The 21,105-nt window shown below is 69.7% G+C and carries 19 protein-coding genes; 13 read left to right on the plus strand and 6 right to left on the minus strand.

From position 1 onward, the window contains the following. Positions 1-22: 22 nt before the first annotated feature. Entirely contained in the window at positions 23-1,435 is a 1,413-nt protein-coding gene (gene lpdA / locus HCT63_RS03040; RefSeq protein ID WP_167001323.1) for a dihydrolipoyl dehydrogenase, read from the minus strand. 96 nt (positions 1,436-1,531) lie between these two features. Here lpdA and HCT63_RS03045 point away from each other — a divergent pair, with 96 nt between their 5' ends. The 3 genes from HCT63_RS03045 to HCT63_RS03055 are packed head-to-tail and all read left to right on the plus strand — an operon-like array spanning position 1,532 to position 4,243. Then, positions 1,532-2,977 (plus strand): FAD-dependent oxidoreductase, encoded by a 1,446-nt coding sequence (locus HCT63_RS03045; protein WP_167001324.1) that lies wholly within the window; start codon positions 1,532-1,534, stop codon positions 2,975-2,977. Next, on the plus strand, positions 2,974-3,540 hold the full coding sequence (locus tag HCT63_RS03050) for a GNAT family protein (RefSeq protein WP_208322239.1): 567 nt from the start codon (positions 2,974-2,976) through the stop codon (positions 3,538-3,540). Before HCT63_RS03045 ends, HCT63_RS03050 begins: the two co-directional genes overlap by 4 nt. A 22-nt stretch (positions 3,541-3,562) precedes the next feature. Beyond that, on the plus strand, positions 3,563-4,243 hold the full coding sequence (locus HCT63_RS03055) for an SIMPL domain-containing protein (protein WP_167001325.1): 681 nt from the start codon (positions 3,563-3,565) through the stop codon (positions 4,241-4,243). Positions 4,244-4,250: 7 nt separating this feature from the next. On the opposite strand, the gene HCT63_RS03060 is transcribed toward HCT63_RS03055, so the two are convergent. Next, the gene (locus HCT63_RS03060; protein ID WP_167001326.1) at positions 4,251-5,708 is read right to left on the minus strand and encodes a DEAD/DEAH box helicase; all 1,458 of its coding nucleotides are present in this window, start codon (positions 5,706-5,708) and stop codon (positions 4,251-4,253) included. A gap of 209 nt (positions 5,709-5,917) precedes the next feature. Between HCT63_RS03060 and HCT63_RS03065 the strand changes: the two genes are divergently transcribed. The 4 genes from HCT63_RS03065 to HCT63_RS03080 all read left to right on the plus strand — a co-directional run bounded on the left by HCT63_RS03065 (position 5,918) and on the right by HCT63_RS03080 (position 10,623). Continuing rightward, the gene (locus tag HCT63_RS03065; RefSeq protein WP_167001327.1) at positions 5,918-7,423 is read left to right on the plus strand and encodes a glycosyltransferase family 39 protein; all 1,506 of its coding nucleotides are present in this window, start codon (positions 5,918-5,920) and stop codon (positions 7,421-7,423) included. Positions 7,424-7,604: 181 nt separating this feature from the next. Further along, positions 7,605-7,943, plus strand: a complete 339-nt coding sequence (locus HCT63_RS03070) for a DUF485 domain-containing protein (RefSeq protein WP_167001328.1) — start codon at positions 7,605-7,607, stop codon at positions 7,941-7,943. Further along, a complete protein-coding gene (locus HCT63_RS03075; RefSeq protein WP_167001329.1) occupies positions 7,940-9,592 on the plus strand; it encodes a cation acetate symporter in 1,653 nt (550 codons plus the stop codon). Before HCT63_RS03070 ends, HCT63_RS03075 begins: the two co-directional genes overlap by 4 nt. Positions 9,593-9,690: 98 nt before the next feature. Continuing rightward, positions 9,691-10,623: an AEC family transporter gene (locus HCT63_RS03080; protein ID WP_243842914.1), complete on the plus strand. Its 933-nt coding sequence runs from the start codon at positions 9,691-9,693 to the stop codon at positions 10,621-10,623. A 56-nt stretch (positions 10,624-10,679) separates the two neighbouring features. On the opposite strand, the gene HCT63_RS03085 is transcribed toward HCT63_RS03080, so the two are convergent. Then, positions 10,680-11,720 (minus strand): NAD(P)-dependent alcohol dehydrogenase, encoded by a 1,041-nt coding sequence (locus tag HCT63_RS03085; protein ID WP_167001331.1) that lies wholly within the window; start codon positions 11,718-11,720, stop codon positions 10,680-10,682. A 153-nt stretch (positions 11,721-11,873) separates the two neighbouring features. Here HCT63_RS03085 and HCT63_RS03090 point away from each other — a divergent pair, with 153 nt between their 5' ends. Together HCT63_RS03090 and HCT63_RS03095 are read left to right on the plus strand one after the other, a co-directional pair. Then, positions 11,874-12,725, plus strand: a complete 852-nt coding sequence (locus HCT63_RS03090) for a patatin-like phospholipase family protein (RefSeq protein ID WP_167001332.1) — start codon at positions 11,874-11,876, stop codon at positions 12,723-12,725. Beyond that, positions 12,725-13,099, plus strand: a complete 375-nt coding sequence (locus tag HCT63_RS03095) for a sterol carrier family protein (protein ID WP_167001333.1) — start codon at positions 12,725-12,727, stop codon at positions 13,097-13,099. Before HCT63_RS03090 ends, HCT63_RS03095 begins: the two co-directional genes overlap by 1 nt. 10 nt (positions 13,100-13,109) lie before the next feature. Here HCT63_RS03095 and HCT63_RS03100 read toward each other — a convergent pair whose 3' ends face one another. Continuing rightward, positions 13,110-14,432 (minus strand): glycoside hydrolase domain-containing protein, encoded by a 1,323-nt coding sequence (locus HCT63_RS03100; RefSeq protein ID WP_167001334.1) that lies wholly within the window; start codon positions 14,430-14,432, stop codon positions 13,110-13,112. Between the two features lie 21 nt (positions 14,433-14,453). On the opposite strand from HCT63_RS03100, the gene HCT63_RS03105 reads away from it, so the two are divergent. Together HCT63_RS03105 and HCT63_RS03110 are read left to right on the plus strand one after the other, a co-directional pair. Continuing rightward, a complete protein-coding gene (locus tag HCT63_RS03105; protein ID WP_167001335.1) occupies positions 14,454-15,791 on the plus strand; it encodes a dipeptidase in 1,338 nt (445 codons plus the stop codon). A gap of 110 nt (positions 15,792-15,901) precedes the next feature. Next, positions 15,902-17,035: a hypothetical protein gene (locus HCT63_RS03110; protein ID WP_167001336.1), complete on the plus strand. Its 1,134-nt coding sequence runs from the start codon at positions 15,902-15,904 to the stop codon at positions 17,033-17,035. 188 nt (positions 17,036-17,223) lie between these two features. Here the strand turns inward: HCT63_RS03110 and HCT63_RS03115 are convergent, their stop codons facing one another. Continuing rightward, positions 17,224-18,795, minus strand: a complete 1,572-nt coding sequence (locus HCT63_RS03115) for a long-chain-fatty-acid--CoA ligase (protein WP_167001337.1) — start codon at positions 18,793-18,795, stop codon at positions 17,224-17,226. A gap of 165 nt (positions 18,796-18,960) precedes the next feature. Between HCT63_RS03115 and HCT63_RS20640 the strand changes: the two genes are divergently transcribed. Beyond that, positions 18,961-19,086 carry a hypothetical protein gene (locus tag HCT63_RS20640; RefSeq protein WP_255490689.1) on the plus strand — a complete coding sequence of 42 codons (126 nt, stop codon included), beginning with the start codon at positions 18,961-18,963 and terminating at the stop codon, positions 19,084-19,086. On the opposite strand, the gene HCT63_RS03120 is transcribed toward HCT63_RS20640, so the two are convergent. Beyond that, positions 19,058-19,525 carry an SRPBCC family protein gene (locus HCT63_RS03120; protein WP_167001338.1) on the minus strand — a complete coding sequence of 156 codons (468 nt, stop codon included), beginning with the start codon at positions 19,523-19,525 and terminating at the stop codon, positions 19,058-19,060. The two genes, HCT63_RS20640 and HCT63_RS03120, sit on opposite strands and share 29 nt — an antisense overlap. Before the next feature lie 61 nt (positions 19,526-19,586). Here HCT63_RS03120 and purF point away from each other — a divergent pair, with 61 nt between their 5' ends. Then, a complete protein-coding gene (gene purF / locus HCT63_RS03125; RefSeq protein WP_167001339.1) occupies positions 19,587-21,101 on the plus strand; it encodes an amidophosphoribosyltransferase in 1,515 nt (504 codons plus the stop codon). The last annotated feature ends 4 nt before the right edge of the window (positions 21,102-21,105 follow it).

A 21,105-nucleotide genomic window follows, 5' to 3' on the forward strand; every position in this document is an offset into this window, starting at 1 on the left:
CGGAACGCCGGGTCTTTCAGCGTCAGAGGTTGATCATGTGGCCCGCTGCGCCGTGGATGACCTCCTGCACGGCCTCGGACAGCGTCGGGTGCGCGTGCACGTTGCGGGCGACCTCGTCGGCCGTGAGGTCCCAGCGCTGCGCCAGGGTGAGCTCGCCGAGCATCTCGGTGACCTCCGGGCCGACGAGGTGGGCACCCAGCAGCTCGTTGTAGGTCTTGTCCGTCACGAGCTTCACGAAGCCGGCCGTGTCGGCGAGACCCGGGGCCTTGCCGTTGGCCGAGAAGGGGAACTTGTCGACCTTGACGTCGAAGCCCTTCTCCTTGGCCTGCGCCTCGGTGTAGCCGAACGACGCGATCTGCGGGTGGCAGAAGGTCGCGCGCGGCATCATCACGTAGTCGAGCGGGAACGTCTCGACGCCACCGATCATCTCGGCCGCCACGATCCCCTGCGCCTCTGCGACGTGGGCGAGCATGAGCTTGGCCGTGACGTCACCGATCGCAAAGATGCCGTCGACGTTGGTCCGCATGTAATCGTCGATCTCGATCGCGCCGCGCGGCGACACCGTCACGCCCGCCTTGTCGAGCCCGATGCCCTCGCTGCGCGGAGCGAAGCCGATCGCCTGGAGGACCTTGTCGGCTTCGAGGACCTCCTCCTTGGCGTTGCCCTCGGGATCGCGGGTGACAGTGACCTTCACCTTGTCGCCGGAGTCGTCGATCGCGTCGACGCGGGTCGAGGTGAGGATCTCGATGCCGAGCTTCTTGTAGGCCTTCGTGAGCTCCTTGGACACGTCCGCGTCCTCGTTGGGGACGGCGCGGTCGAGGAACTCGACGATGGTGACCTTCACGCCGTACGAGTTGAGGACGTACGCGAACTCGACGCCGATCGCGCCGGCGCCGGCGACGATGATCGACTCGGGCAGGCTGTCGGCGAGGATCTGCTCCTCGTACGTGACGACGCGGTCGGACAGCTGCGTGCCCGGGAGCAGTCGGGTGTAGGACCCCGTGGCGATGATGCAGGAGTCGAAGGTGACCTCCTGCGTCCCGCCGTCGTTGAGGGACACCGCGATCGACTGGGGACCGGTGAAGGCTCCGGTGCCGTGGATCTCGGTGATCTTGTTCTTCTTCATCAGGAAGTGGACGCCCTTGACGCGGCCGTCGGCGACCTCACGGCTGCGCGAGTAGGCCTTGCCGTAGTCGAGGGTGACCTCACCCACGCCGATGCCGAAGACGGACTCGGCCTCGTGCTGGATGAGGTGCGCCAGCTCGGCGTTGCGCAGGAGCGACTTGCTCGGGATGCATCCGACGTTGAGGCAGACACCTCCCCAGTACTTGGGCTCGATGACAGCCACGGACTTGCCCAGCTGTGCGGCACGGATCGCGGCGACGTAGCCGCCCGGTCCGGCGCCAAGGACGACGACGTCGAAGTGATCGCTCATGCCTCAATCGTAGGGAGGTGAGACAGATCACGTCGGAGCGGTCGGCGATTCTGCCCTCATCCGCGCCAGGTGAAACCGCGGCGTACGCTCGAAGTCATGGAAGAAACGCAGGTATTGCCGCGCCCGCGACCTCACGTCGTCGTCGTCGGCGGTGGCTTCGGTGGCGTCGCGGCGGTGCGAGCGCTCGGCAAGGCCGACGTGGACGTGACGCTGGTTGACCGGCACACCTACAACACGTTCCAGCCCCTGCTGTACCAAGTCGCGACGGCAACGCTCAATCCCGGCGACATCACGTGGTTCCTCCGCTCGATCCGCGCGAAGCAGGACAACGTACGTTTCCTCAAGGGCACGGTCGTCTCGATGGAGCACTCGACCCGCACGATCAGCCTCGACGGCGGTCTGACGCTCTCGTACGACTACCTGATCATCGCCTCGGGCGTCACCGCGAACTTCTTCGGCATCCCCGGGGCGGAGGAGTTCTCGCTGCCGCTCTACAAGCGCTCCCAGGCGCTGGCGGTGCGCGACCGGATGTTCGAGATCCTCGAGGACGCCGCGGTCAACGGCCAGAACACCGACTTCCGGGCGATTGTCGTCGGCGGCGGCCCGACCGGTGTCGAGACGGCGGGCGCGCTGGCTGAGATGCGCAACGTCGACATGCCGGTGACCTACCCGGAGATCGACAACGAGCGCATCCACATCACGCTCGTCGAGATGGCGCCGCACGTGCTCGGCCCGTTCGCGCCGAAGCTGCGCAACTACACGAAGAAGTCGCTCGAGAAGCGTGGCGTCGACCTTCGTCTGGAGACGTCGGTGAAGGAGGTCCGACCCGACGGGGTCGTCGTGAACGACGGTGAGTTCATCCCGGCGGACATGGTCATCTGGGCCTCCGGCATCACGACGCACCCGATCATCGCGAACTGGGGCGTCCCCCTCGGGCGTGGGCGCCGCATCATGGTCGACGATCACCTGCGGGTCCAGGGTCTGGACAACGTGTACGCCGTGGGCGACATCGCCGTCGAGGACGGCGACCGGGCGCTGCCGCAGCTCGCGCAGCCGGCGCTCCAGGGTGGCAAGTACATCGCGAAGGACATCAAGAAGCGGCTCAAGGGCCAGGAGCACAAGCCGTTCCGGTACGTCGACAAGGGCACGATGGCGACCATCGGCCGCAGCTCCGCCGTGGCCGAGCTCAGGCCTTTCGGCAAGCTCACGGGCTTCGCTGCCTGGGTGACGTGGATCCTCATCCACCTGTACTTCCTGCTGGGCAACCGCAACCGGCTCGCGACGATGATCAACCTGGGCTCGCGCTACATCTTCTGGAAGGGCGGCCACAACGCGATCGTCGGCGAGACGCCGCCGGTCATCGCGCGGCATGCGCCGCCGAGGGCCGTCCTCAGCACGCCGGTCGGGGTGCTGACCGAGACGGTTGTGCCAGCCGAGGTGCCTGGGGTCGAGCCTGCGCCGAAGCCGGAGGAGCTGGCGGCCGGGCCGGCCGACGAGAAGGCGCCCGAGCGCGTCGAGGAGTCCGCGGACCGCACCGCGTGAGCGCCGCGCCGTTGCACGTCGCGCTGACGGACGGGTATGTCCTGCGCCGAGCGACACCCGACGACGCTCCCGCGCTGGCGGCGGCGGCACGGGGCGACCGCACGCATCTCGCGCCGTGGGAGCCCGTCAGGCCTGACGGCTACTTCACCGACGCTGCAGAGCGTGAGCGACTTGTCGCCCGGATGGCCGACGACGCTGCCGGTCGCAGCATCACGGCGCTGATCGTCGCCGACGACGGCGCGGTCGCCGGTTCGCTCAACCTCAACGACGTCGTCGCCGGGGCCTACCGGAACGGCCACCTCGGCTACTGGCTGGGCTCGGCGCACACTGGCCGCGGGCTGATGACCAGGGCCGTCGACGCGGTCTGCGACCACGCCCGTGGCCTCGGTCTCCACCAGGTCCAGGCCGCGACGCTGCTCCACAACGAGGCGTCGCAGGCCGTCCTGCGGCGTACCGGGTTCGCGCACATCGGTCAGGCGCGCGACTACCTGTTCATCGCCGGCCGCTGGCAGGACCACCTGCTGTTCCAGCGGATCCTCAGCGACGAGCCGCCTCGCACCTGACTCGTACGGCTAGGGTGCGGCCATGCCTCGTATCACCGTCGCCGGTCGTGCCACCCAGAGCCACCCCGCCGAACGCGGCACCGTCCAGGTGCTCGTGAGCTTCGCCGGAGAGCGTCGCGCCGACGTGGTGGCGCGCTCCGAGCAGGCCCATGCCTCGCTGGTCGAGCAGGCCAAGGATGCGGTCGCCGGCGGTGCCGCGACATGGTGGGGCGCCGACCAGGTCGCCGCCTTCCCGTACGACGAGTGGATCAAGCCCAGCGCTCACGAGGACCAGATCAAGGTCCGGCGCTTCCGTACGAATGCGGCGATCCACGTGAAGTTCGCCGACTTCGCGGCACTCTCGTCCTGGGTCGGCGCGGTGTCGCTGGAGCCCGGTGTCACGATCCGGTCGATCGACTGGGCGCTGACCGAGGCACACCGCGACCGCGTCGTCGCAGAGGTACGGGCGGCCGCCGCACTCGATGCCGTCACGCGTGCGCAGGCCTACGCGGACGCGCTGGGGCTCGGCCCCGTCCGCCTGACCGCCCTGTACGAGGACGGGCTGCGACCCCACATCGGGAGCGGTGGCGCTCCTGGCCCGGGCGTGGCGATGCGCGCCGCCGCCGGGGGCGGCGGCAACGGCGGCGGCTTCGAGCTGCAGCCCGACGACATCGACGTCACCGCCGTCGTCACGGCCGACTTCGAGGCCGGCGCGACGATCTGATCCAGCGTCAGCGTCCGCGGCGGGTGCGCGCCTGGGACGAGAATCCCGCTGCGCCACCCGTACGCGAACCGCCCGACGCGGAGCCCGACCCGGAACGCTGCGCGCCGCTGCCCGCGCGCTGACCACCCGCGCTACGCGAGCTGTTCCCGCCGGAAGAGGCGCTCCCCGTGCCGCTGCCGCCACCACTGCGGCGGCGGCGGTTGCGTGCGACGTCGTTGCCGCCCTGGCCGCCACGGCCTCGGCCGTTGCCACGACCGCCGTTGGCGGAGGGCTGCGACGCCACCACGGGCGGAGGCGCGATCCGGTCGGCCTGCGGGCCGACGAGCTCGGCGAAGATCTCCGCACCCGGTGCCACGGCGTGCTCGGTCGGCTTGATCGCGGCGGCACGCATGAGCGAACGCACGTCGCGGCGCTGCTCGCTGGTGGCGACGGTGACGACGATGCCGGAAGCGCCCGCACGTGCCGTACGGCCGGAACGGTGCAGGTAGGCCTTGTGCTCGGACGGCGGATCGACGTGCACGACGAGCGACACGTCGTCCACGTGGATGCCGCGGGCGGCGATGTCGGTGGCGACCAGGACGCGCACCGAGCCGTCGGAGAACGCCGCGAGGTTGCGCTGGCGGGCGTTCTGGCTGAGGTTGCCGTGGAGGTCGACCGCGGGGATCCCGGCGTCGGTCAGCTTCTTGGCCAGCTTCTTGGCGGCGTGCTTCGTCCGCGTGAACGCGAGGGTCTTGCCCTCGCCGCCGACGAGCTCGTTGATGACCGCGGCCTTGTCGTCGTGCGCGACGGCGAGGACGTGGTGCTCCATGTCGGGCACGTGCGAGGTGGCCTCGTCGACGGAGTGCGTCACGGGCGAAGTCAGGTAGCGCTTGACCAGCGCGTCGACGCCGTTGTCGAGCGTCGCCGAGAACAGCATGCGCTGCGCGTTGCGCGGGGTCTGGTCCAGGACACGCTTGACGACGGGCAGGAAGCCGAGGTCGGCCATGTGGTCGGCCTCGTCGAGCACCGTGACCTCCACTGCGCGCAGATCGCAGTGGCCCTGCGCGATGAGGTCCTCGAGGCGACCGGGGGTCGCGACGACGACGTCGACGCCGTTGCGCAGTGCGGCGACCTGCGGGTTCTGACCGACGCCGCCGAAGATCGTCATCGCGCGCAGGTTGATCGCCTTCGCGAGCGGGGCGAGGGTCTCGAGCACCTGGACGGCGAGCTCGCGCGTCGGGACGAGGATCAGTGCGCGGGGCTGCTTCGCGCGGCGCGGGCGCTCGCTCGACGCGAGCACGGCCAGCGTCGGGAGGCTGAAGGCGACGGTCTTGCCGGAGCCCGTACGGCCGCGGCCGAGGACGTCACGGCCGGCAAGGGTGTCGGGCAGCGAGGCCGCCTGGATGGGGAAGGGGGTCGTGATCCCGCGCTGGGCGAGGGAGTCAACGAGGGGAGCAGGCACGCCGAGGTCGGCGAAGGTGGGCACAGAGGTGTCCTTCTATCGTGGGGGTGGCCGTGATTGCAGCCACTCACGAGTGAGGACGGGAGGGCGCATGGTGCGCGCCGCTCGAGCAGACGACCGCGGACGCAGGGTGCGTCCTGCTCTCCACAATACCCGCATGACTGAGCACGTGACGAATTCAGTGGTGGCCGTCACACGGCGGCCTGAGCCGGTAGTCCCCTAGATTGCAGGGCATGGGCACGACGGCCCGTGCGACCAGAGAAGGCGGGCCGGTCACCGATCCCGTCCCGCCGTACGCGCGCGTTCCCGTGCTCTCGGCCGCGGCCGCCCTTGCCGTGGTCCTGCTCGCGACGGCCAACCGGTACGGGTTCCACCGCGACGAGCTCTACTTCCGGATGCTCGATCCGGCGTGGGGCTACGTCGACCAGCCGCCGTTGATCCCGCTCCTCGCGAACGCAATGACCGAGCTCGTCGCCGACGAGCCGTGGGCGGTGCGCCTGCCGGCGATCGTGGCCGTGGTCGCCTCGACGCTGGTCGCCGCCGCGCTCACCCGCGAGCTCGGCGGTGGGGCGCTCGCGCAAGGACTGTGCGCGTGGACCTTCGCGTTCGCGTCGTTCCCGCTGGTGGCCGGGCACGTGCTGGTGACGACGTCGACGGACCTTCTCGCCTGGATGGTCGCGTCGTGGTTCGCGATCCGTGCGTTGCTGCGGGGCGAGGCGCGGTGGTGGCTGGCGGTCGGTGTCGCGGTGGGCCTGGCGACGTACGGGCGGCTGCTGATCCCGTGGTGGGTGCTCGGCCTTGTCGTCGGGCTCGCGCTCGTCGGTCCTCGACGCGTGCTCCGCTCGGGGTGGTTCTGGGCCGGCGGCGCTGTCGCGGCGGTCGTGGGGATGCCGAATCTCGTCTACCAGGTCGTCAACGACTTCCCCCAGCTCGAGATGGGGGCGGCGCTGGCCGAGAACAACGCCGACGAGGTCCGCGTGATGATGTGGCCGTTCCTCTTCATCCTCTTCCCGGCGATCTGGGTGGTTGGGTCGGTGTCGCTCTGGCGGCGACCGGAGTGGCGGGTGCTGCGCGCCTTCGTCGTCGCGTTCGTGGTCGTCCTCGTGCTGACGTACGTCGGCGGAGCGCAGTTCTACTACCCGGCGGGTCTCCTTGCCGTGCTCTTCGCCGCCGGCTGGGTGCCGGCCGCCGCGTGGCTTGCCCGCTCGTCGGTCGCCGTACGGGTCGCGATCGGCGCTGCGCTCACCGTCTACGCGGCGGTCAGCGTCGCCGTCTCCCTGCCCGTGATCCCCGTGAGCGCCCTCACCAGCACGCCCGTCCCGGACATGAACACGACGGTCGTCGACCAGATCGGCTGGCCGACGTACGTCCGTCAGGTCGCCGACGTCTGGGAGACGGTGCCGAGCGACGAGCGCGAGCGCGCGGCGATCTTCACGTCCAACTACGGCGAGGCGGGGGCGATCGACCGGTACGGGCCTGCGCTCGGCCTGCCCACCCCGTACAGCGGGCAGAACGCTCTCCACGAGCAGGCTCGACCGCCCAGCGACACCGAGACGGTGGTGGTCGTGGGCGGGCAGTACGCCCAGGCCCGCATGCTCTTCGAGGGGTGCGAGGTCGTGGGGCGGCTCGCGAACGGCACCGACGTCGACAACGAAGAAGAAGGGCTGCCCATTGGGGTGTGTCGCGGGCCGCTGCACCCGTGGCCGGAGCTCTGGGACGAGCTCCAGCACTTCGACTGAGCGCGACTCGTCAGGCGTGCCGTTCAACGGCTCAGCGCCACCGCTCGTCGCACGTGCGGGACCGTACGCCGACCGCTCGGACGCGCCCACCGACCCCCGCGCATGTGATCTGGCACACAGCAAGTCGGCCGCCTTAGGTTCACGCGAAGAGCCCTGACCGTGCACCCCGAGAGGCGAAGCCGTGATCGAGAGAACCAGCGCGGCGCAGGATGCGGCGTACGAACGCATCCATGCGACCGAGGAGTTCCGCACCCTCAAGAGCAAGTACCTGACCTTCGTCGTCCCCGTGACGATCGGCTTCATGGCGTGGTACCTGCTCTACGTCGTCTGCTCCAACTGGGCTCCCGGATTCATGGGGACCAAGCTGGTCGGCAACATCAATGTGGCCCTGGTCTTCGGCCTCCTGCAGTTCGTGACCACGTTTGCGATCGCCGTCTGGTACTCGAAGTATTCCGCCAAGAACCTCGACCCGATCGCTGACGAGCTGCGCGCCGAGTTCGACGAGGAGGTCGCCCGATGAGCGGGACGAACGTGATCCTCGCGGCGGGCGAGGAGGGCGGGCACCAGACACTGACGACGGTGCTGTTCGTCGGCGTCGTGCTGCTGACGGTCGCCATCACCTTTTGGGCAAGCCGCAACACCAAGACCGCGGCCGACTACTACGCAGGCGGCCGCTCGTTCAGCGGCTTCCAGAACGGTCTCGCGATCGGCGGCGACTACATGTCGGCGGCGTCGTTCCTCGGGATCTCGGGCGCGATCGCCCTGTCGGGCTACGACGGATTCCTCTACTCGATCGGATTCCTCGTCGCTTGGCTGGTGGCGCTGCTGCTGATCGCCGAGCTGCTGCGCAACTCCGGTCGCTTCACGATGGCCGACCAGCTGGCGTACCGGATGCGGCAGACGCCCGTCCGTACGGCGGCCTCGGTCTCGACCGTCGTGGTCTCGATCTTCTACCTGCTGGCCCAGATGGTCGGCGCCGGCGCGCTCGTGTCGCTGCTGCTCGGCGTCGAGGGCGACACGCTGAAGAACCTCACGATCGTCGGCGTCGGCATCCTGATGATCTTCTACGTCGTCGTTGGCGGCATGAAGGGCACGACCTGGGTGCAGATCGTCAAGGCCGTCCTCCTCATGGTCGGCACGCTGCTGATCAGCGTGCTCGTCCTCGCGAAGTTCAACTTCAACCTCTCCGAGCTGCTCGGCACGGCGGCCAGCAACTCCGGTCACGGGCAGGCGTTCCTCGAGCCGGGCCTGAAGTACGGCGCTGACTTCACCAGCAAGCTCGACTTCCTGTCGCTCGGCATCGCGCTCGTCCTCGGCACCGCCGGACTGCCGCACATCCTCATCCGCTTCTACACGGTCCCGACGGCGCGGCAGGCCCGCGTCTCGGTGAACTGGGCGATCGGCCTGATCGGCACGTTCTACCTGATGACGCTGATCCTCGGCTTTGGCGCAGCGGCGCTGCTGTCGGACAGCCAGTACGCGAAGGTCGCCGAGTCCGGAGGCAATCTCGCCTCACCCTTGCTCGCCGAAGCTGTCGGCGGTGGCGAAGGGTCGACGGGCGGCGCGATCTTGCTGGCGTTGATCGCGGCGGTGGCGTTCGCGACGATCCTTGCGGTCGTGGCGGGGCTGACCCTCGCGTCGGCGTCGTCGGTGGCCCACGACCTCTATGCCAACGTGATCAAGAAGGGCAAGGTCTCCGGGCAGGACGAGGTGAAGGTGGCGCGGATCGCGGCGTTCGTGATCGGTGGCGTCGCCATCGCGCTGGCGATCCCGGGACAGTCGCTCAATGTCGCCTTCCTGGTCGCCCTCGCCTTCGCGGTCGCGGCGTCGGCGAACCTCCCGGCGTTGATCTACAACCTGTTCTGGAAGAGCTTCAACACGCGCGGTGCGACGTGGAGCATCTACGGCGGCCTGATCTCCGCGGTCGGTCTCGTGTTCTTCTCGCCCGTCGTGTCGGGCAAGGTCAACCCGGAGACCGGAGAGAGCCTGTCGTTGTTCGGCACGGGCGTGGACTTCAGCTGGTTCCCGCTGGAGAACCCCGGCATCGTGTCGATCCCGATCGGCTTCTTCCTCGGCTGGCTGGGCACGGTCACCTCGAAGTCCAAGGCCGATCCGGTGAAGTACCGCGAGCTCGAGGTCCGGTCGATGACCGGAGCCGGCGCCGAGTGAGCGGCTGAGCGGCCACCAAGGCATACAGCTCCCCCGTTCCCGTGCGGCAGGCGCGCGAGAACGGGGAGTTGTACGTCCGCGCGGCCGCGTCGGTGAGGATGGTGGGTGTGATCGGGGTTCTCGAGGGGTTCGGCGTCATCACGGTGGTGATCGCCGTCGGGTTCGTCCTCGCCCACCTCGGCGTCGTCACGCTCGACTACCAGTGGATGCTGTCGAGGCTGGTCTTCTTCGTCGGCAGCCCGGCACTGCTCTTCTCGGTGCTCTCCGAGGTCGACGTGGCGGGTGCGCTGTCGCAGGCACTCGTGGCGAACGCCGTCAGTGTGGTCGTCGTCGCGGCGATCGCGCTCGCCCTCGCGCGCTGGCGGTGGCGGCGCGGGTGGGGCGATGCGACGTTGTCGGCGTTGACGGCGGGCTACGTGAACGCCGGGAACCTCGGCCTGCCGATCGCGATTTACGTCCTCGGCGACGCGTCGGCGGTCGCCGGCGCGCTGCTGCTCCAGCTGTTGGTGATCGCGCCGCTGGCGTTCGTCGTGCTCGACCAGTCCGGCTCGGGGGAGCGGCCGACGGTGCTCTCCGTGCTGTCACGCCCGTTTCGCAACCCCGTCACCGTCGGCGCCCTGATCGGCGTGGTCGTCGCGGTTTCGGGGGTGTCGGTGCCGCGATGGGTGGCCGATCCGATCGACCTGCTGGCCGGCCTCGCGATCCCCGGCATGCTGATCGCGTTCGGCATCTCGCTGCGGCTTGGCCCGAAGCCGGGGGCGAGCGGTGCGGGTGGTCAGGTCGCGGTGCTGAGCATGCTCAAGCTGGTCGTCCAGCCGCTCGTCGCCTACGTCGTGGCGCGCTTCCTTCTCGGGCTCGACGGCAGTGCGCTGCTCGCGGTCGTCGTGGTCGCCGGACTGCCGACGGCGCAGAACGTGTTCGTGACCGCGGTGCGGTACGACCGCGCGGTGCCCGTCGTGCGCGACGTCGTCTTCGCGACCACGGTCCTCTCGTTCGTCACGATCCTGGCGATCGCCGCCCTGCTGGCGTAAGTCCCGGTGGTTGAGCCTGTCGAAACCGAGGCCCGGTGGTTGAGCCTGTCGAAACCTCACCCGTTCGGCAGGACCACCGCACGCCCGCGGATCTGCCCGGCGTGCAGCCGCTCGTACGCCCGCGGCGCGTCGTCGAGCGAGTACGTCTCGATCTCGACATGGACCTGCTCGCGGTGCGCCATGTCGAAGACCTCGATCAGCTCGCTGCGCGTCCCCCAGTACGGGGAGCGGAATGTGGCGTCGTACGGGGTCACCCCGAACCCGACGGCCGCCGTCCCGCCGCCGAGCCCGACGATCTGGACGTCGCCCTCGATCGCCACCGACGCCGAGGCGATCGTGACGGTCGGCGGTGCCCCGACGAAGTCGAAGACCACCGTGGCGCCGAGCCCGCCGGTCAGAGCTCGGATCGCCGCGGGAGCGTCCGCGTTCGACAGGACTGCCTCGTGGGCCCCGACGTCCTTCGCGAGCGCGAGCTTCTCCTCGTTGACGTCGAGGGCGATCACACGAGCACCGGTGAGGGCGCGCAGGATCTGGATCGCGACGTGCCCGAGCCCGCCCGCCCCGATGACGACGGCCGTGCTGCCGGCGACGAGCTTGGGCATCGACGTCCGGATCGCGTGGTACGGCGTCAGCCCGGCGTCGGTGAGCGAGACGTTGCGGACGGGGTCGAGATCGCCGAGGGGCACGAGGTGTCGCGCGTCGTCGACGATCATGTACTCCGCCATCGCCCCCGGCGCGCCCAGACCCGGCGGCGCGATGCCGAGCTCGGCGGCGTACGGGCAGGAGTTCTCCGCGCCGCGTGCACAGGCGTGGCATCGCCCGCAGCCCCACGGGCCGTAGACGGCGACGGACGTCCCCAGCTCGAGGTTGGCGACCCCGTCGCCGAGGGCGTCGACCGTGCCTGCTCCCTCGTGGCCGAGGGTGAGCGGGATCCCGAACGTGTACGCCTCCTCGGGCAGGCTCATCACGAACTCGTCGGAGTGGCAGACACCGGCGGCGGTGACCTTGAGGCGGATCTGGCCGGGGCCCGGCTCCGGGATGTCGATCTCCACGACACGAGGAGGCTGCCCGATCTCGAGGTACTGGAGTGCGCGCATCCGTCCACGCTAAGTCGGCACCCCCACCTCCGCTGGTCGAGCCACCTCCGCTGGTCGAGCCACCTCCGCTGGTCGAGCCTGTCGAGACCCTCCGCCTGTCGAGCCGCCTCCGCTGGTCGAGCCTGTCGAGACCCCTCCGGCACAATGGCGCGCATGACCTCACGCGCGCTGGTCCTGGGCGGTGGCGGCATCACCGGCATCGCCTGGGAGATCGGGATGCTGCACGGACTCGCCGAGGCCGGCCTCGACCTGACCTCGGCCGACCTCGTCGTCGGGACGTCGGCGGGCTCCGTCGTTGGGGCGCAGGTGACCAACGGGGCGACGACCGAAGCCCTGTACGCCCGACAGCTCGCGCCGCTCGGGACGCACGGGCCCGAGCCGATGTCCGCGATCGGCCGCGCCGTGACCGCCCAGTGGGTGTGGTCGGCGCTGCGGGCCGGGCGCGATCTCGAGGAACTCGGGCGTCGTCTCGGCGCGTACGCCGTCCGCGCTGCGGAGTCGGGTCGCCTGCCGTCGGAGGACGAGCGCATCGCAGTGATCCGTGACCGCCTCGTCTCGCAGGACTGGCCCACGCGCAATCTGCGTGTCACGGCCGTCGATGCGGCGTCGGGGCAGTTCCGTGTGTTCAGCGCGGCAGACGGGGTGCCGCTCGTGCGCGCGGTCGCCGCGAGCTGCGCAGTGCCGGGGGTGTACCCGCCGGTGTCGATCGACGGGCGGCGCTACATCGACGGCGGGACGCGCTCGTCCGCGAACGCCGACCTGGCAGTGTCGTACGACCGGGTCGTCGCACTGACGCCGCTGGCCAGCTCGTTTCCCGCCTCACGCGGTGCTGCCGCGCAGCTGCGCAAGGTGAGCGGGCGGACGACCGTCGTCGCCCCCCGTGCCGAGGCACGGCGCGCGATCGGCAAGAACGTGCTCGATCCTTCCGCGCGGGCGGCGACGGCTCGGGCCGGGTTCACCCAGGCGACGGGCATCGCTGCTCAGGTCGCGGAGGTGTGGGGCTGATGGCACGACGCCTCACCCCGCTGAGCGAGGAGCAGTGGGCGGAGCTGGCCGCGCGGCTCGACGAGGCGCGGGAGTCCGGCACCGACGCGACGCCGGCCGATCTGCGGGCCGCCACGAAGCACCTGCTGGCGCTGCTCGACCAGCGGGCGCCGGGCAACAGCGTCGAGGTACGGGTGCCTCCGTACGCCGCTGTGCAGGTGATCCCCGGGGCGCGTCACACCCGCGGCACCCCGCCGGCGGTCGTCGAGATGGACCCCGCCACATGGATCGCGCTCGCCACCGGGCGTACGACGTGGGCGGAGACGGTCGCGGCGGGGCGGGTCCACGCGTCGGGAGAGCGGAGCAACCTGACGCCGTACCTGCCGCTGGTGTGATCGAGCCCGGTCAGCGCCTGCCGGCCTGCAGCGACGCCCACAGGTTCGGCTCGGCGGTGCGCCAGCCCGGGAGCTTGACCTTCTTGCGGTAGGCCTGCACCGCCTTCTCCGTCGTGGTGTCGAACAGCCCCGTACGAGGCACCGACCGACCGAGTGCGGCGGTCAGCGAGCGCTGGAGCCGGTAGACGTACTTGCCGGTCGACCCGCGCTTGAGCACCGGCTGCGAGCCGTCGGACAGCAGGGCCACCCACGTCCGGCGGGTGACGGTCCCGGACTGCTTGATGCCGTGCGCCTTCTGGAACCGCTTGGTCGCGCGCTGCGCCTTGGCGTTGTGCACCTTGCTCTTCGTGGAGCCCTTGAAGTAGCCGCGCTGCCGCAGCAGGCACTTCACGGCCGGCGCGAGGTCGGGGCGGCGTTGGCCGGGCTTGACGGTGCGGTACTTGCTGATCTTGTGGGTCCCGCACTGCGCCTTCGGCTTGGTGGGGTTGGAGCCCTTGCCGACGTCGAGGAAGTTGCGGTCGATGTTGATCGTGACGCCGTTGTAGCGGGCGAGGGTGTTGCCGACGTACTGGTGGATGCGCTTGTGGTTGGCCCAGTACGCGTCGTCGAGGTAGGGCTCGGCCTTGGTGTTGGGCTTGCCGTTGTACCAGCCGATCCAGAGGTGGTGCGGGTAGTTGTAGCTGCGGACGCCCGCCTCCTTGAGCGCGTTCATCGAGGCGATGGCCGCGGAGGCGCTCGAGTAGAGGCCGGACTTGTAGCCGTGCTGCTTCAGGCGTGCCGTCCAGCCGTCCTGGAAGCGGATCACCGCGTTGTCACAGGCGGCGTTGGAGATCGGATACGCCTCGATGTCGAGGTAGAGGACGCGCTTCTTGCCGATGCCGAGCGCACGCGCCGCCGCGACGCTCTCGTTGGCGGCGGCGATGCCCTGGGCGCGGGCGGTTGTCGGGTTCGTCGACATCTTCTGCTTGTTGCCGGTGTAGCAGGGCGCCTGCATCCCGACGTGGAGCGGCATCAGACGCCACCCGCGCTTCGCCTGGGTCGACACCCAGCTGCGGGTGAGCTGCGGCTGGGCGCAGGCGCGTGAGGAGCCCGAGATGTAGACGCCGACCGCCGCGAACGGCGACGAGACCCACCAGGCATCCATCTGCGCCTGGGTCGGCGCGGTGCACGCGTCGAAGCCGAAACCGGTGAAGTTGCCCGGGGCCGAGACCGCGTGGGCCGGGCTGGCGGCGAGCGCCGGAGCGAGGAGCCCGGCGGCGAGCGCGAGCGACGCGACGACTGCAGTGAGCCCACGTCTGGATGCGTGGTGGATGCGTGCGAGATGCATGGACATGGTCCCCCGTATGGTGCCGACATGAGCCCTGAAGCGGTGCAACGCCTCCATAGCATCATGCCTTCGGTCCTCTCGGATTTGAAGGACCTCGTACGCATCCCGTCCGTGGGTGCCGATCCGGCACGGGCCGGCGACGTCCGGCGCAGCGCCGACGCGGTCGCCGCGCTGCTGCGGGACGCCGGGTTCGCGGAGGTCGACGTCGTCGAGGCCGGAGGCGGTCCCGCGGTGATCGCGAACCACCCCGCTCCCGAGGGGGCCCCGACGGTCCTTCTCTATGCGCACCACGACGTCCAGCCCACCGGTGACCCCGCGGCCTGGACGTCACCGCCGTTCGAGCCGACCGAGCGTGGAGAGCGCCTGTACGGCCGGGGTGCCGCCGACGACAAGGCCGGGATCGCGGCGCACCTCGCGGCGTTTCGGGCGTACGACAGCGAGCCGCCCGTCGGCGTGACGGTCTTCGTGGAGGGCGAGGAAGAGTCGGGCTCGGCGAGCCTCGGTGCGCTGCTCGACACGTACCGCGAGCGTCTCGCCGCCGACGTCATCGTCATCGCGGACTCAAGCAACTGGGACATCGGTACGCCAGCGCTCACGACGACGCTGCGCGGTCTCGTCGACTGCGTCGTCGAGGTGGAGACGCTGAAGCACTCCGTCCACTCCGGCATGTGGGGTGGCGTCTTCCCCGATGCGCTGATGGTGCTGACGCGGCTGCTGTCCACGCTGCACGACGACTCCGGCGAGGTCGCGGTCGCCGGGCTGCACGCGACGATGGCGGCTGATGTGGAGTATCCGGCGGATCGCCTCGTCGCTGAGTCGGGCGTGCTGCCGGGGGTGGAGCAGATCGGCAAGGGCTCGGTCGTCGAGCGGCTCTGGGCCAAGCCCTCGATCGCGGTCATCGGTATCGACGCGCCGTCGATCGCGGAGTCATCAAACACGTTGGTGCCACGGGCGCGGGCGAAGGTCTCGATGCGGATCGCGCCAGGCTCGGACACCGACGCCTCCATGGACGCGCTGGTCGCCCACCTGGAGTCGCACGCGCCGTGGGGAGCGAAGGTCACGGTCACGCCCAACGACCGCGGAGACGCGTACGAGGTCGACGCGACCGGACCCGCGTACGACGCCGCGCGCGAGGCGTTCCGCGAGGCGTGGGACGGCGTTGCGCCGATCGACATGGGGGTCGGTGGGTCGATTCCGTTCATCGCGGAGTTCGCCGTCCGCTATCCCGGCGCGGCGGTGCTCGTGACCGGTGTCGAGGACCCGGACACGCGGGCTCACGGCATCGACGAAGGGCTGCATCTGGGGGAGTTTGCGAGGGTTTGTCTCGCGGAGACGCTGCTGCTGAGCAAGCTCGCAGAGAGGTGAGTGCTCGGCTCAACCAGTGAGAAGATATATCTGTAACCATATATCTTCCACGAATTCGTTCTACGTTCTTCTCAACGGCTGCTGCAGAGGTGGCCGCGGAAGGAGAAGACATGAAGACGACTCCGACCCGCCGTGGTGCGGGCATGATCGCGGCCGGTGCCCTGGTCGCAGGGGCGCTCGCGGCACTCCCGGTGACCGCGGCACAGGCTGCGGAAGCGACGACGACGGACTACACGTGTACGGCCCTCTCGTTCGCCGGATACGACGCGAAGTTGAGCCTCGATGTCACCGCGCCGGCTCAGGTGACGCAGGGGCAGGCCGTGACACTCACCGCCGACGCGACGTGGACCTGGGGCACAAAGTGGAGCGACTTCGCCCGCGCGCAGTCGATGGGCGCCAAGGGCGTGTCCGCGAAGGTGTCGGTGAACGCCAATGAGGCCGGGGTCCCCAGCCCCGCGACGCTCGCCTTCAACGACGCCGATTTCACGGTCCCGGCTGCAGGTTCCGTCGTCTGGCCGGCGAGCATCACGTTCCCCGCGATTCCGACGACGTCCGGTGACGACCTTTCGATCTCGCTCGGCAAGGTCGACTTCGCGGCGAAGATCTCCCTCAAGGATTACACGGGTGGCGGGTTCATCGACGTCGCGGTCAACTGCACGGTCGTCGGCACGGCGCCCGTTATCGCCACGGTTGACGTCACTCCGGCCCCGACCCCCGGGACCCTCGCGCCCGCCACGGCGCTGAAGGCGACAGGCAAGGCCGTCGTCGGACAGCGCATCGTCGCGAGCGGCGGCACCACCAACCCCGCCAGCACTGTCGCGTACCAGTGGCTCGTCGGTGGCAAGGCCGCCGGCGCCGGCACGTCGTACGTGGTGAAGCCTGCTGACCTCGGCAAGACCGTGGCGGTTCGGTCGACGGCGACGAAGGTCGGCTACGTCACGCGCGTCTCGAACGTCTCCGTCGGCAAGGTCGCCGCCGGGTCGTTCGCGGTCAAGGGCAAGGTGGCCATCAAGGGCAAGGCGAAGGTCGGCAAGAAGCTGACCGCCAAGCCGGGCAAGGCCGCCGGTGTGAAGGTCTCGTACCAGTGGCTCAAGAACGGCAAGGCCATCAAGGGCGCGAAGGCCAAGAGCCTCAAGCTCAAGAAGTCGTTCAAGGGCAAGAAGATCTCGGTGAAGGTCACCTACACCAAGCCCGGCTACAAGTCGGTCGTCCAGAAGTCGAAGGCCGTCAAGGTCAAGAAGTAAGGGCCTGACGCAAGACCCGACAAAAAGACCCGACGTTTCACCCCCATATCAGGAGTGAAACGTCGGGTCCTTTTGTCGGGGTGTACGCCAGACCCGTTGACCGACGTGGTCCCTCTTCGATTGGCGTGGCAAACCGTGGCCGACCGGTGTCTTGGCGGTGCGAGTTGGGGGCGTGCTTCCTGCGGCCGTCAGATCTGGCGGCCGGTCTCCGCCCAGTACGACTTGCGCAGGTCGCGTTTGAGGATCTTGCCCGAGGGGTTGCGCGGCAGGAGCTCCACGATGTCGATCGTGCGCGGGCACTTGTAGCCGGCGAGCTGCTGACGGGTGAACGCGATCAGCTCCTCCTCGGTCACCGACTCGCCCTCGCGGAACGCCACGACGGCCTTCACGCTCTCGCCCCACCGCTCGTCCGGCACGCCGATGACCGCGACCTCCGCCACGGCCGGGTGCCCGGTCAGGATGCGCTCGACCTCGGGGGAGTACACGTTCTCGCCGCCGGTCACGATCATGTCCTTGATCCGGTCCTCGACATAGACGTATCCGTCGACGAACCGACCGACGTCGCCCGTACGGAACCAGCCGTCCGGCATGATCACCTCGGCCGTGGCCTTGGGCTTGTCGAGGAACCCCTTCATCAGCTGCGGCGTACGGAACCAGAGCTCGCCCGCCTCGCCCTCCGGCACGTCCTCCAGCGAGAACGGGTCGACGACGCGGGTCTCGACGCCTGGGATCGGCACGCCCGCCGACAGGAGCCGCTCCGGGTGCTCGTCGTCCAGGTGTGCCTCGGGGAGCAGGTGCGTGATGACGCCGCACACCTCCGTCAGGCCGTACACCTGCATGAACTGCGTGTCGGGCCACGCCTCCATCGCGCGCCGCAGCAGCGGGAGCGGCATCGGCGCGGCGCCGTACGTGAAGAACTTCAGCTTGCCGAACAGCGCGACCGCCTCCGGCCCGCCGGACAGTGCCATCTGCGCGACGGCGGGCACGAGGAAGGCGGAGTTCGCGCCCTTCATGATCGCCGTCGCCAGCGAGACCGGGTCGGGCTCGCGCGTCATGATGCTCGGGAACCCGTCGTGGAGCGCGAACTGCACGTACGAGGTGCCGCCGACGTGGAACAGCGGCATCGCGACGAGACTCTTGTCGCCGGGCTCGAGCGCCCATCCGTCGTGCGCGTTGATCGTGTGCGCGACCATCGCCCGATGGGTCAGCATCACGCCCTTGGGTCGTCCGGTCGTCCCCGAGCTGTACATCACGAGGCAGACGTCGTCGGGTGTGTGGTCGGGCGACGGCCCCGTCGGCTCGGCCGCGGCGAGCCACGCCTCGTACTCGTCGCCCTCGGCACCGTCCGGCGTGACCTGGATGATCTCCTCGACGTGCGGCAGCTTGTCGCGGATGAGCTCGATCGCGGGCGCGAGCTCGGTGCCGACGAACAGGACGCGTGCGCCGGAGTCGTTGATCGTGTAGTCGAGCTCGTCGCCCGCCAGGCGCCAGTTGACGATCGCCGTCGCCATCCCGCGAGATGCGGCGGCCAGCGTGATCTCGACGCACGCGGGGTGGTTTTTGTCGAGGAACCCGACGACGTCGCCGCGCCCGAGACCGAGGTCGCGCAGGCCTGCAGCGGCGCGACGCACCCGCTCGTCGAACTCCCCGTACGTCCACGCCCGGTCGCCGTACGCCATGCACTCAGCGTCGGGAGTGGCGTCCGCCCAGTAGGCGAGGCGGTCGTCGAGGAACGTGGGCGTCGGAGGGGCTGCGGTCATGGACGGACTCCTCGGTGCGGCGCGGGTGTGGCGTCGGGCAGTGGCAAGACTGTGACACGGCTCACAAGGCGAGGCAAGGGTGGCCCGGCGGTGGGGGTCTCGACAGGCTCGACCGGCGGAGGTCCGGCGGTCGAGCCTGTCGAGACCCCACGTACGCTGGAGGACGTGCCGCTCGACCAGATCTACGCCGCCGTGAACATCCCGCAACCCGTCGTCGGGGCAGTCGCGGTGGGCATCCCCATCCTGATCATTGCGATCTTCTTCATCTTCTGGGACCGCCCGAGCCGGTGACCCGCCCCGCGAGGCGAGCGAGCGAGCGCGTCATCTGACGCTGTGTCTTCGCCCCGATGCCGCCCCGCAGCAGCAGCCAACGCTGCTTGTCCTCCGACACGTCCCACGTGGCGGTGACGATCGTCCCCGCCGGTACGACCTCGAGGTCGTACCGCCACACGCGCCCTCCGACCAGCCCGCCGAGCATCGTGGTCTGCCAGGCGATCGTCTGGTTCTGGACGTAGGCCACGACCACGTTGCGCGTCTCGTACGGCAGTCCGCGCCGCATCCTCATCCGGAACTCCGAGCCCAGTCGCAGCGGGACTTCCGCCGCCACGACCGTGACCACATCGCCCGCGCCCGACAGCGCCGGATGCTCGTACGGATCGGTCAGCACGGCGAAGATCTTGGCGGCCGAGGCGTCGATCGTGCGGACGGCTCGTAGTCGGTCTGCATCCATGGGTCCAGGGTGAAGGGGTCGCCGATGCGGCGCATTCGGGTTCGACACCTACACTTGAGGCGTGCCTCGCGGAGACGGTCGTCTGACCCACGACCTGGACCCCCACGACGTCGGCCCCCAGGATGCCTGCGGTGTCTTCGGAGTCTGGGCTCCAGGCGAAGAAGTAGCCAAACTTTCTTACTTCGGGCTCTACGCCCTCCAGCACCGCGGCCAGGAGTCGGCGGGCATCGCGGTGAGCAACGGCTCGCAGATCCTTGTCTACAAGGACATGGGCTTGGTCTCGCAGGTGTTCGATGAGGCGACGCTGGAGTCGCTGCAGGGCAGCCTCGCGATCGGCCACAACCGCTACTCGACCACCGGCGCGAGCGTCTGGCAGAACGCGCAGCCGACGTTCCGGCCCACCGTCCACGGCTCGGTCGCTGTCGCTCACAACGGCAACCTCACCAACACCGCCGAGCTCGCCGACCTCCTCGAGAAGCGCACGGCCGAGTCCGGCTCCGAGCTCGTCGGACGTGTCCGGGAGTTCGCGACGAGCGACACCGCCGTCATGGCGTCGCTGCTGGCCTCGTACGAGGACCTCTCGCTGGAGGATGCGGCGCTCGAGGTGCTCCCGCAGCTGCGCGGGGCCTTCTCGCTGGTCTTCATGGACAACGACACCCTGTACGCCGCGCGTGACCCGCAGGGCATCCGCCCGCTGGTCCTCGGCCGCCTCGAGCGCGGCTGGGTCGTCGCCTCGGAGACGGCGGCCCTCGACATCGTCGGCGCCTCGTTCATCCGCGAGATCGAGCCCGGCGAGTTCGTCGCGATCGACGCCGACGGGCTGCGTCTGCACCGCTTCGCCGAGCCCGCTCCCAAGGGCTGCGTGTTCGAGTTCGTCTATCTCGCGCGCCCCGACACCCAGATCTCCGAGCAGCGGGTCTTCTCGGTCCGCGCCGAGATCGGGCGCCGCCTCGCCGCCGAGGCGCCCGTCGAGGCCGACCTGGTGATCCCGGTCCCGGAGTCCGGCACGCCGGCCGCGATCGGCTACGCGGAGGCCTCGGGCATCCCGTTCGGCCACGGGCTCGTCAAGAACTCCTACGTCGGCCGTACGTTCATCCAGCCGAGCCAGACGCTGCGCCAGCTCGGCATCCGGCTCAAGCTCAACCCGCTGCGCGACGTGATCGCCGGCAAGCGCCTCGTGGTCGTCGACGACTCGATCGTCCGCGGCAACACCCAGCGCCAGCTCGTACGGATGCTTCGCGAGGCCGGTGCGGCGGAGGTCCACGTCCGCATCTCCAGCCCGCCGGTGAAGTGGCCGTGCTTCTACGGCATCGACTTCGCGACGCGTGCCGAGCTGATCGCCAACGGCATCTCCGTCGAGGAGATCTGCCGCTCGATCGACGCCGACTCGCTGTCGTACATCTCGCTCGAGGCTATGGTCGACGCCACCAACGTCCCCAAGGCCAACCTGTGCCGCGCGTGCTTCGACGGGGAGTATCCCGTCCCGCTGCCCGAGGGCAGCCTCGTCGGCAAGAACCTGCTCGAGCCCGAGGAGCACGCGGACGACCGCGTCTCCGTGACCATGGTCAACCCCTGAGCGG

Origin of the sequence: Mumia sp. ZJ430 (assembly GCF_011751845.1) — a bacterium.
GTDB lineage: Bacteria > Actinomycetota > Actinomycetes > Propionibacteriales > Nocardioidaceae > Mumia.

Bases quoted from the DNA above. Each gene is read 5' to 3' on its own strand.
- HCT63_RS03120 (WP_167001338.1), bottom strand. From the start codon at position 19,525: ATGGATGCAGACCGACTACGAGCCGTCCGCACGATCGACGCCTCGGCC.
- HCT63_RS03080 (WP_243842914.1), top strand. From the start codon at position 9,691: ATGGTGGGTGTGATCGGGGTTCTCGAGGGGTTCGGCGTCATCACGGTG.
- lpdA (WP_167001323.1), bottom strand. From the start codon at position 1,435: ATGAGCGATCACTTCGACGTCGTCGTCCTTGGCGCCGGACCGGGCGGC.
- HCT63_RS03100 (WP_167001334.1), bottom strand. From the start codon at position 14,432: ATGTCCATGCATCTCGCACGCATCCACCACGCATCCAGACGTGGGCTC.
- HCT63_RS03055 (WP_167001325.1), top strand. From the start codon at position 3,563: ATGCCTCGTATCACCGTCGCCGGTCGTGCCACCCAGAGCCACCCCGCC.
- HCT63_RS03095 (WP_167001333.1), top strand. From the start codon at position 12,725: ATGGCACGACGCCTCACCCCGCTGAGCGAGGAGCAGTGGGCGGAGCTG.
- HCT63_RS03115 (WP_167001337.1), bottom strand. From the start codon at position 18,795: ATGACCGCAGCCCCTCCGACGCCCACGTTCCTCGACGACCGCCTCGCC.
- HCT63_RS03065 (WP_167001327.1), top strand. From the start codon at position 5,918: ATGGGCACGACGGCCCGTGCGACCAGAGAAGGCGGGCCGGTCACCGAT.
- HCT63_RS03045 (WP_167001324.1), top strand. From the start codon at position 1,532: ATGGAAGAAACGCAGGTATTGCCGCGCCCGCGACCTCACGTCGTCGTC.
- HCT63_RS03085 (WP_167001331.1), bottom strand. From the start codon at position 11,720: ATGCGCGCACTCCAGTACCTCGAGATCGGGCAGCCTCCTCGTGTCGTG.
- HCT63_RS03090 (WP_167001332.1), top strand. From the start codon at position 11,874: ATGACCTCACGCGCGCTGGTCCTGGGCGGTGGCGGCATCACCGGCATC.
- HCT63_RS03105 (WP_167001335.1), top strand. From the start codon at position 14,454: ATGAGCCCTGAAGCGGTGCAACGCCTCCATAGCATCATGCCTTCGGTC.
- HCT63_RS03110 (WP_167001336.1), top strand. From the start codon at position 15,902: ATGAAGACGACTCCGACCCGCCGTGGTGCGGGCATGATCGCGGCCGGT.
- HCT63_RS03075 (WP_167001329.1), top strand. From the start codon at position 7,940: ATGAGCGGGACGAACGTGATCCTCGCGGCGGGCGAGGAGGGCGGGCAC.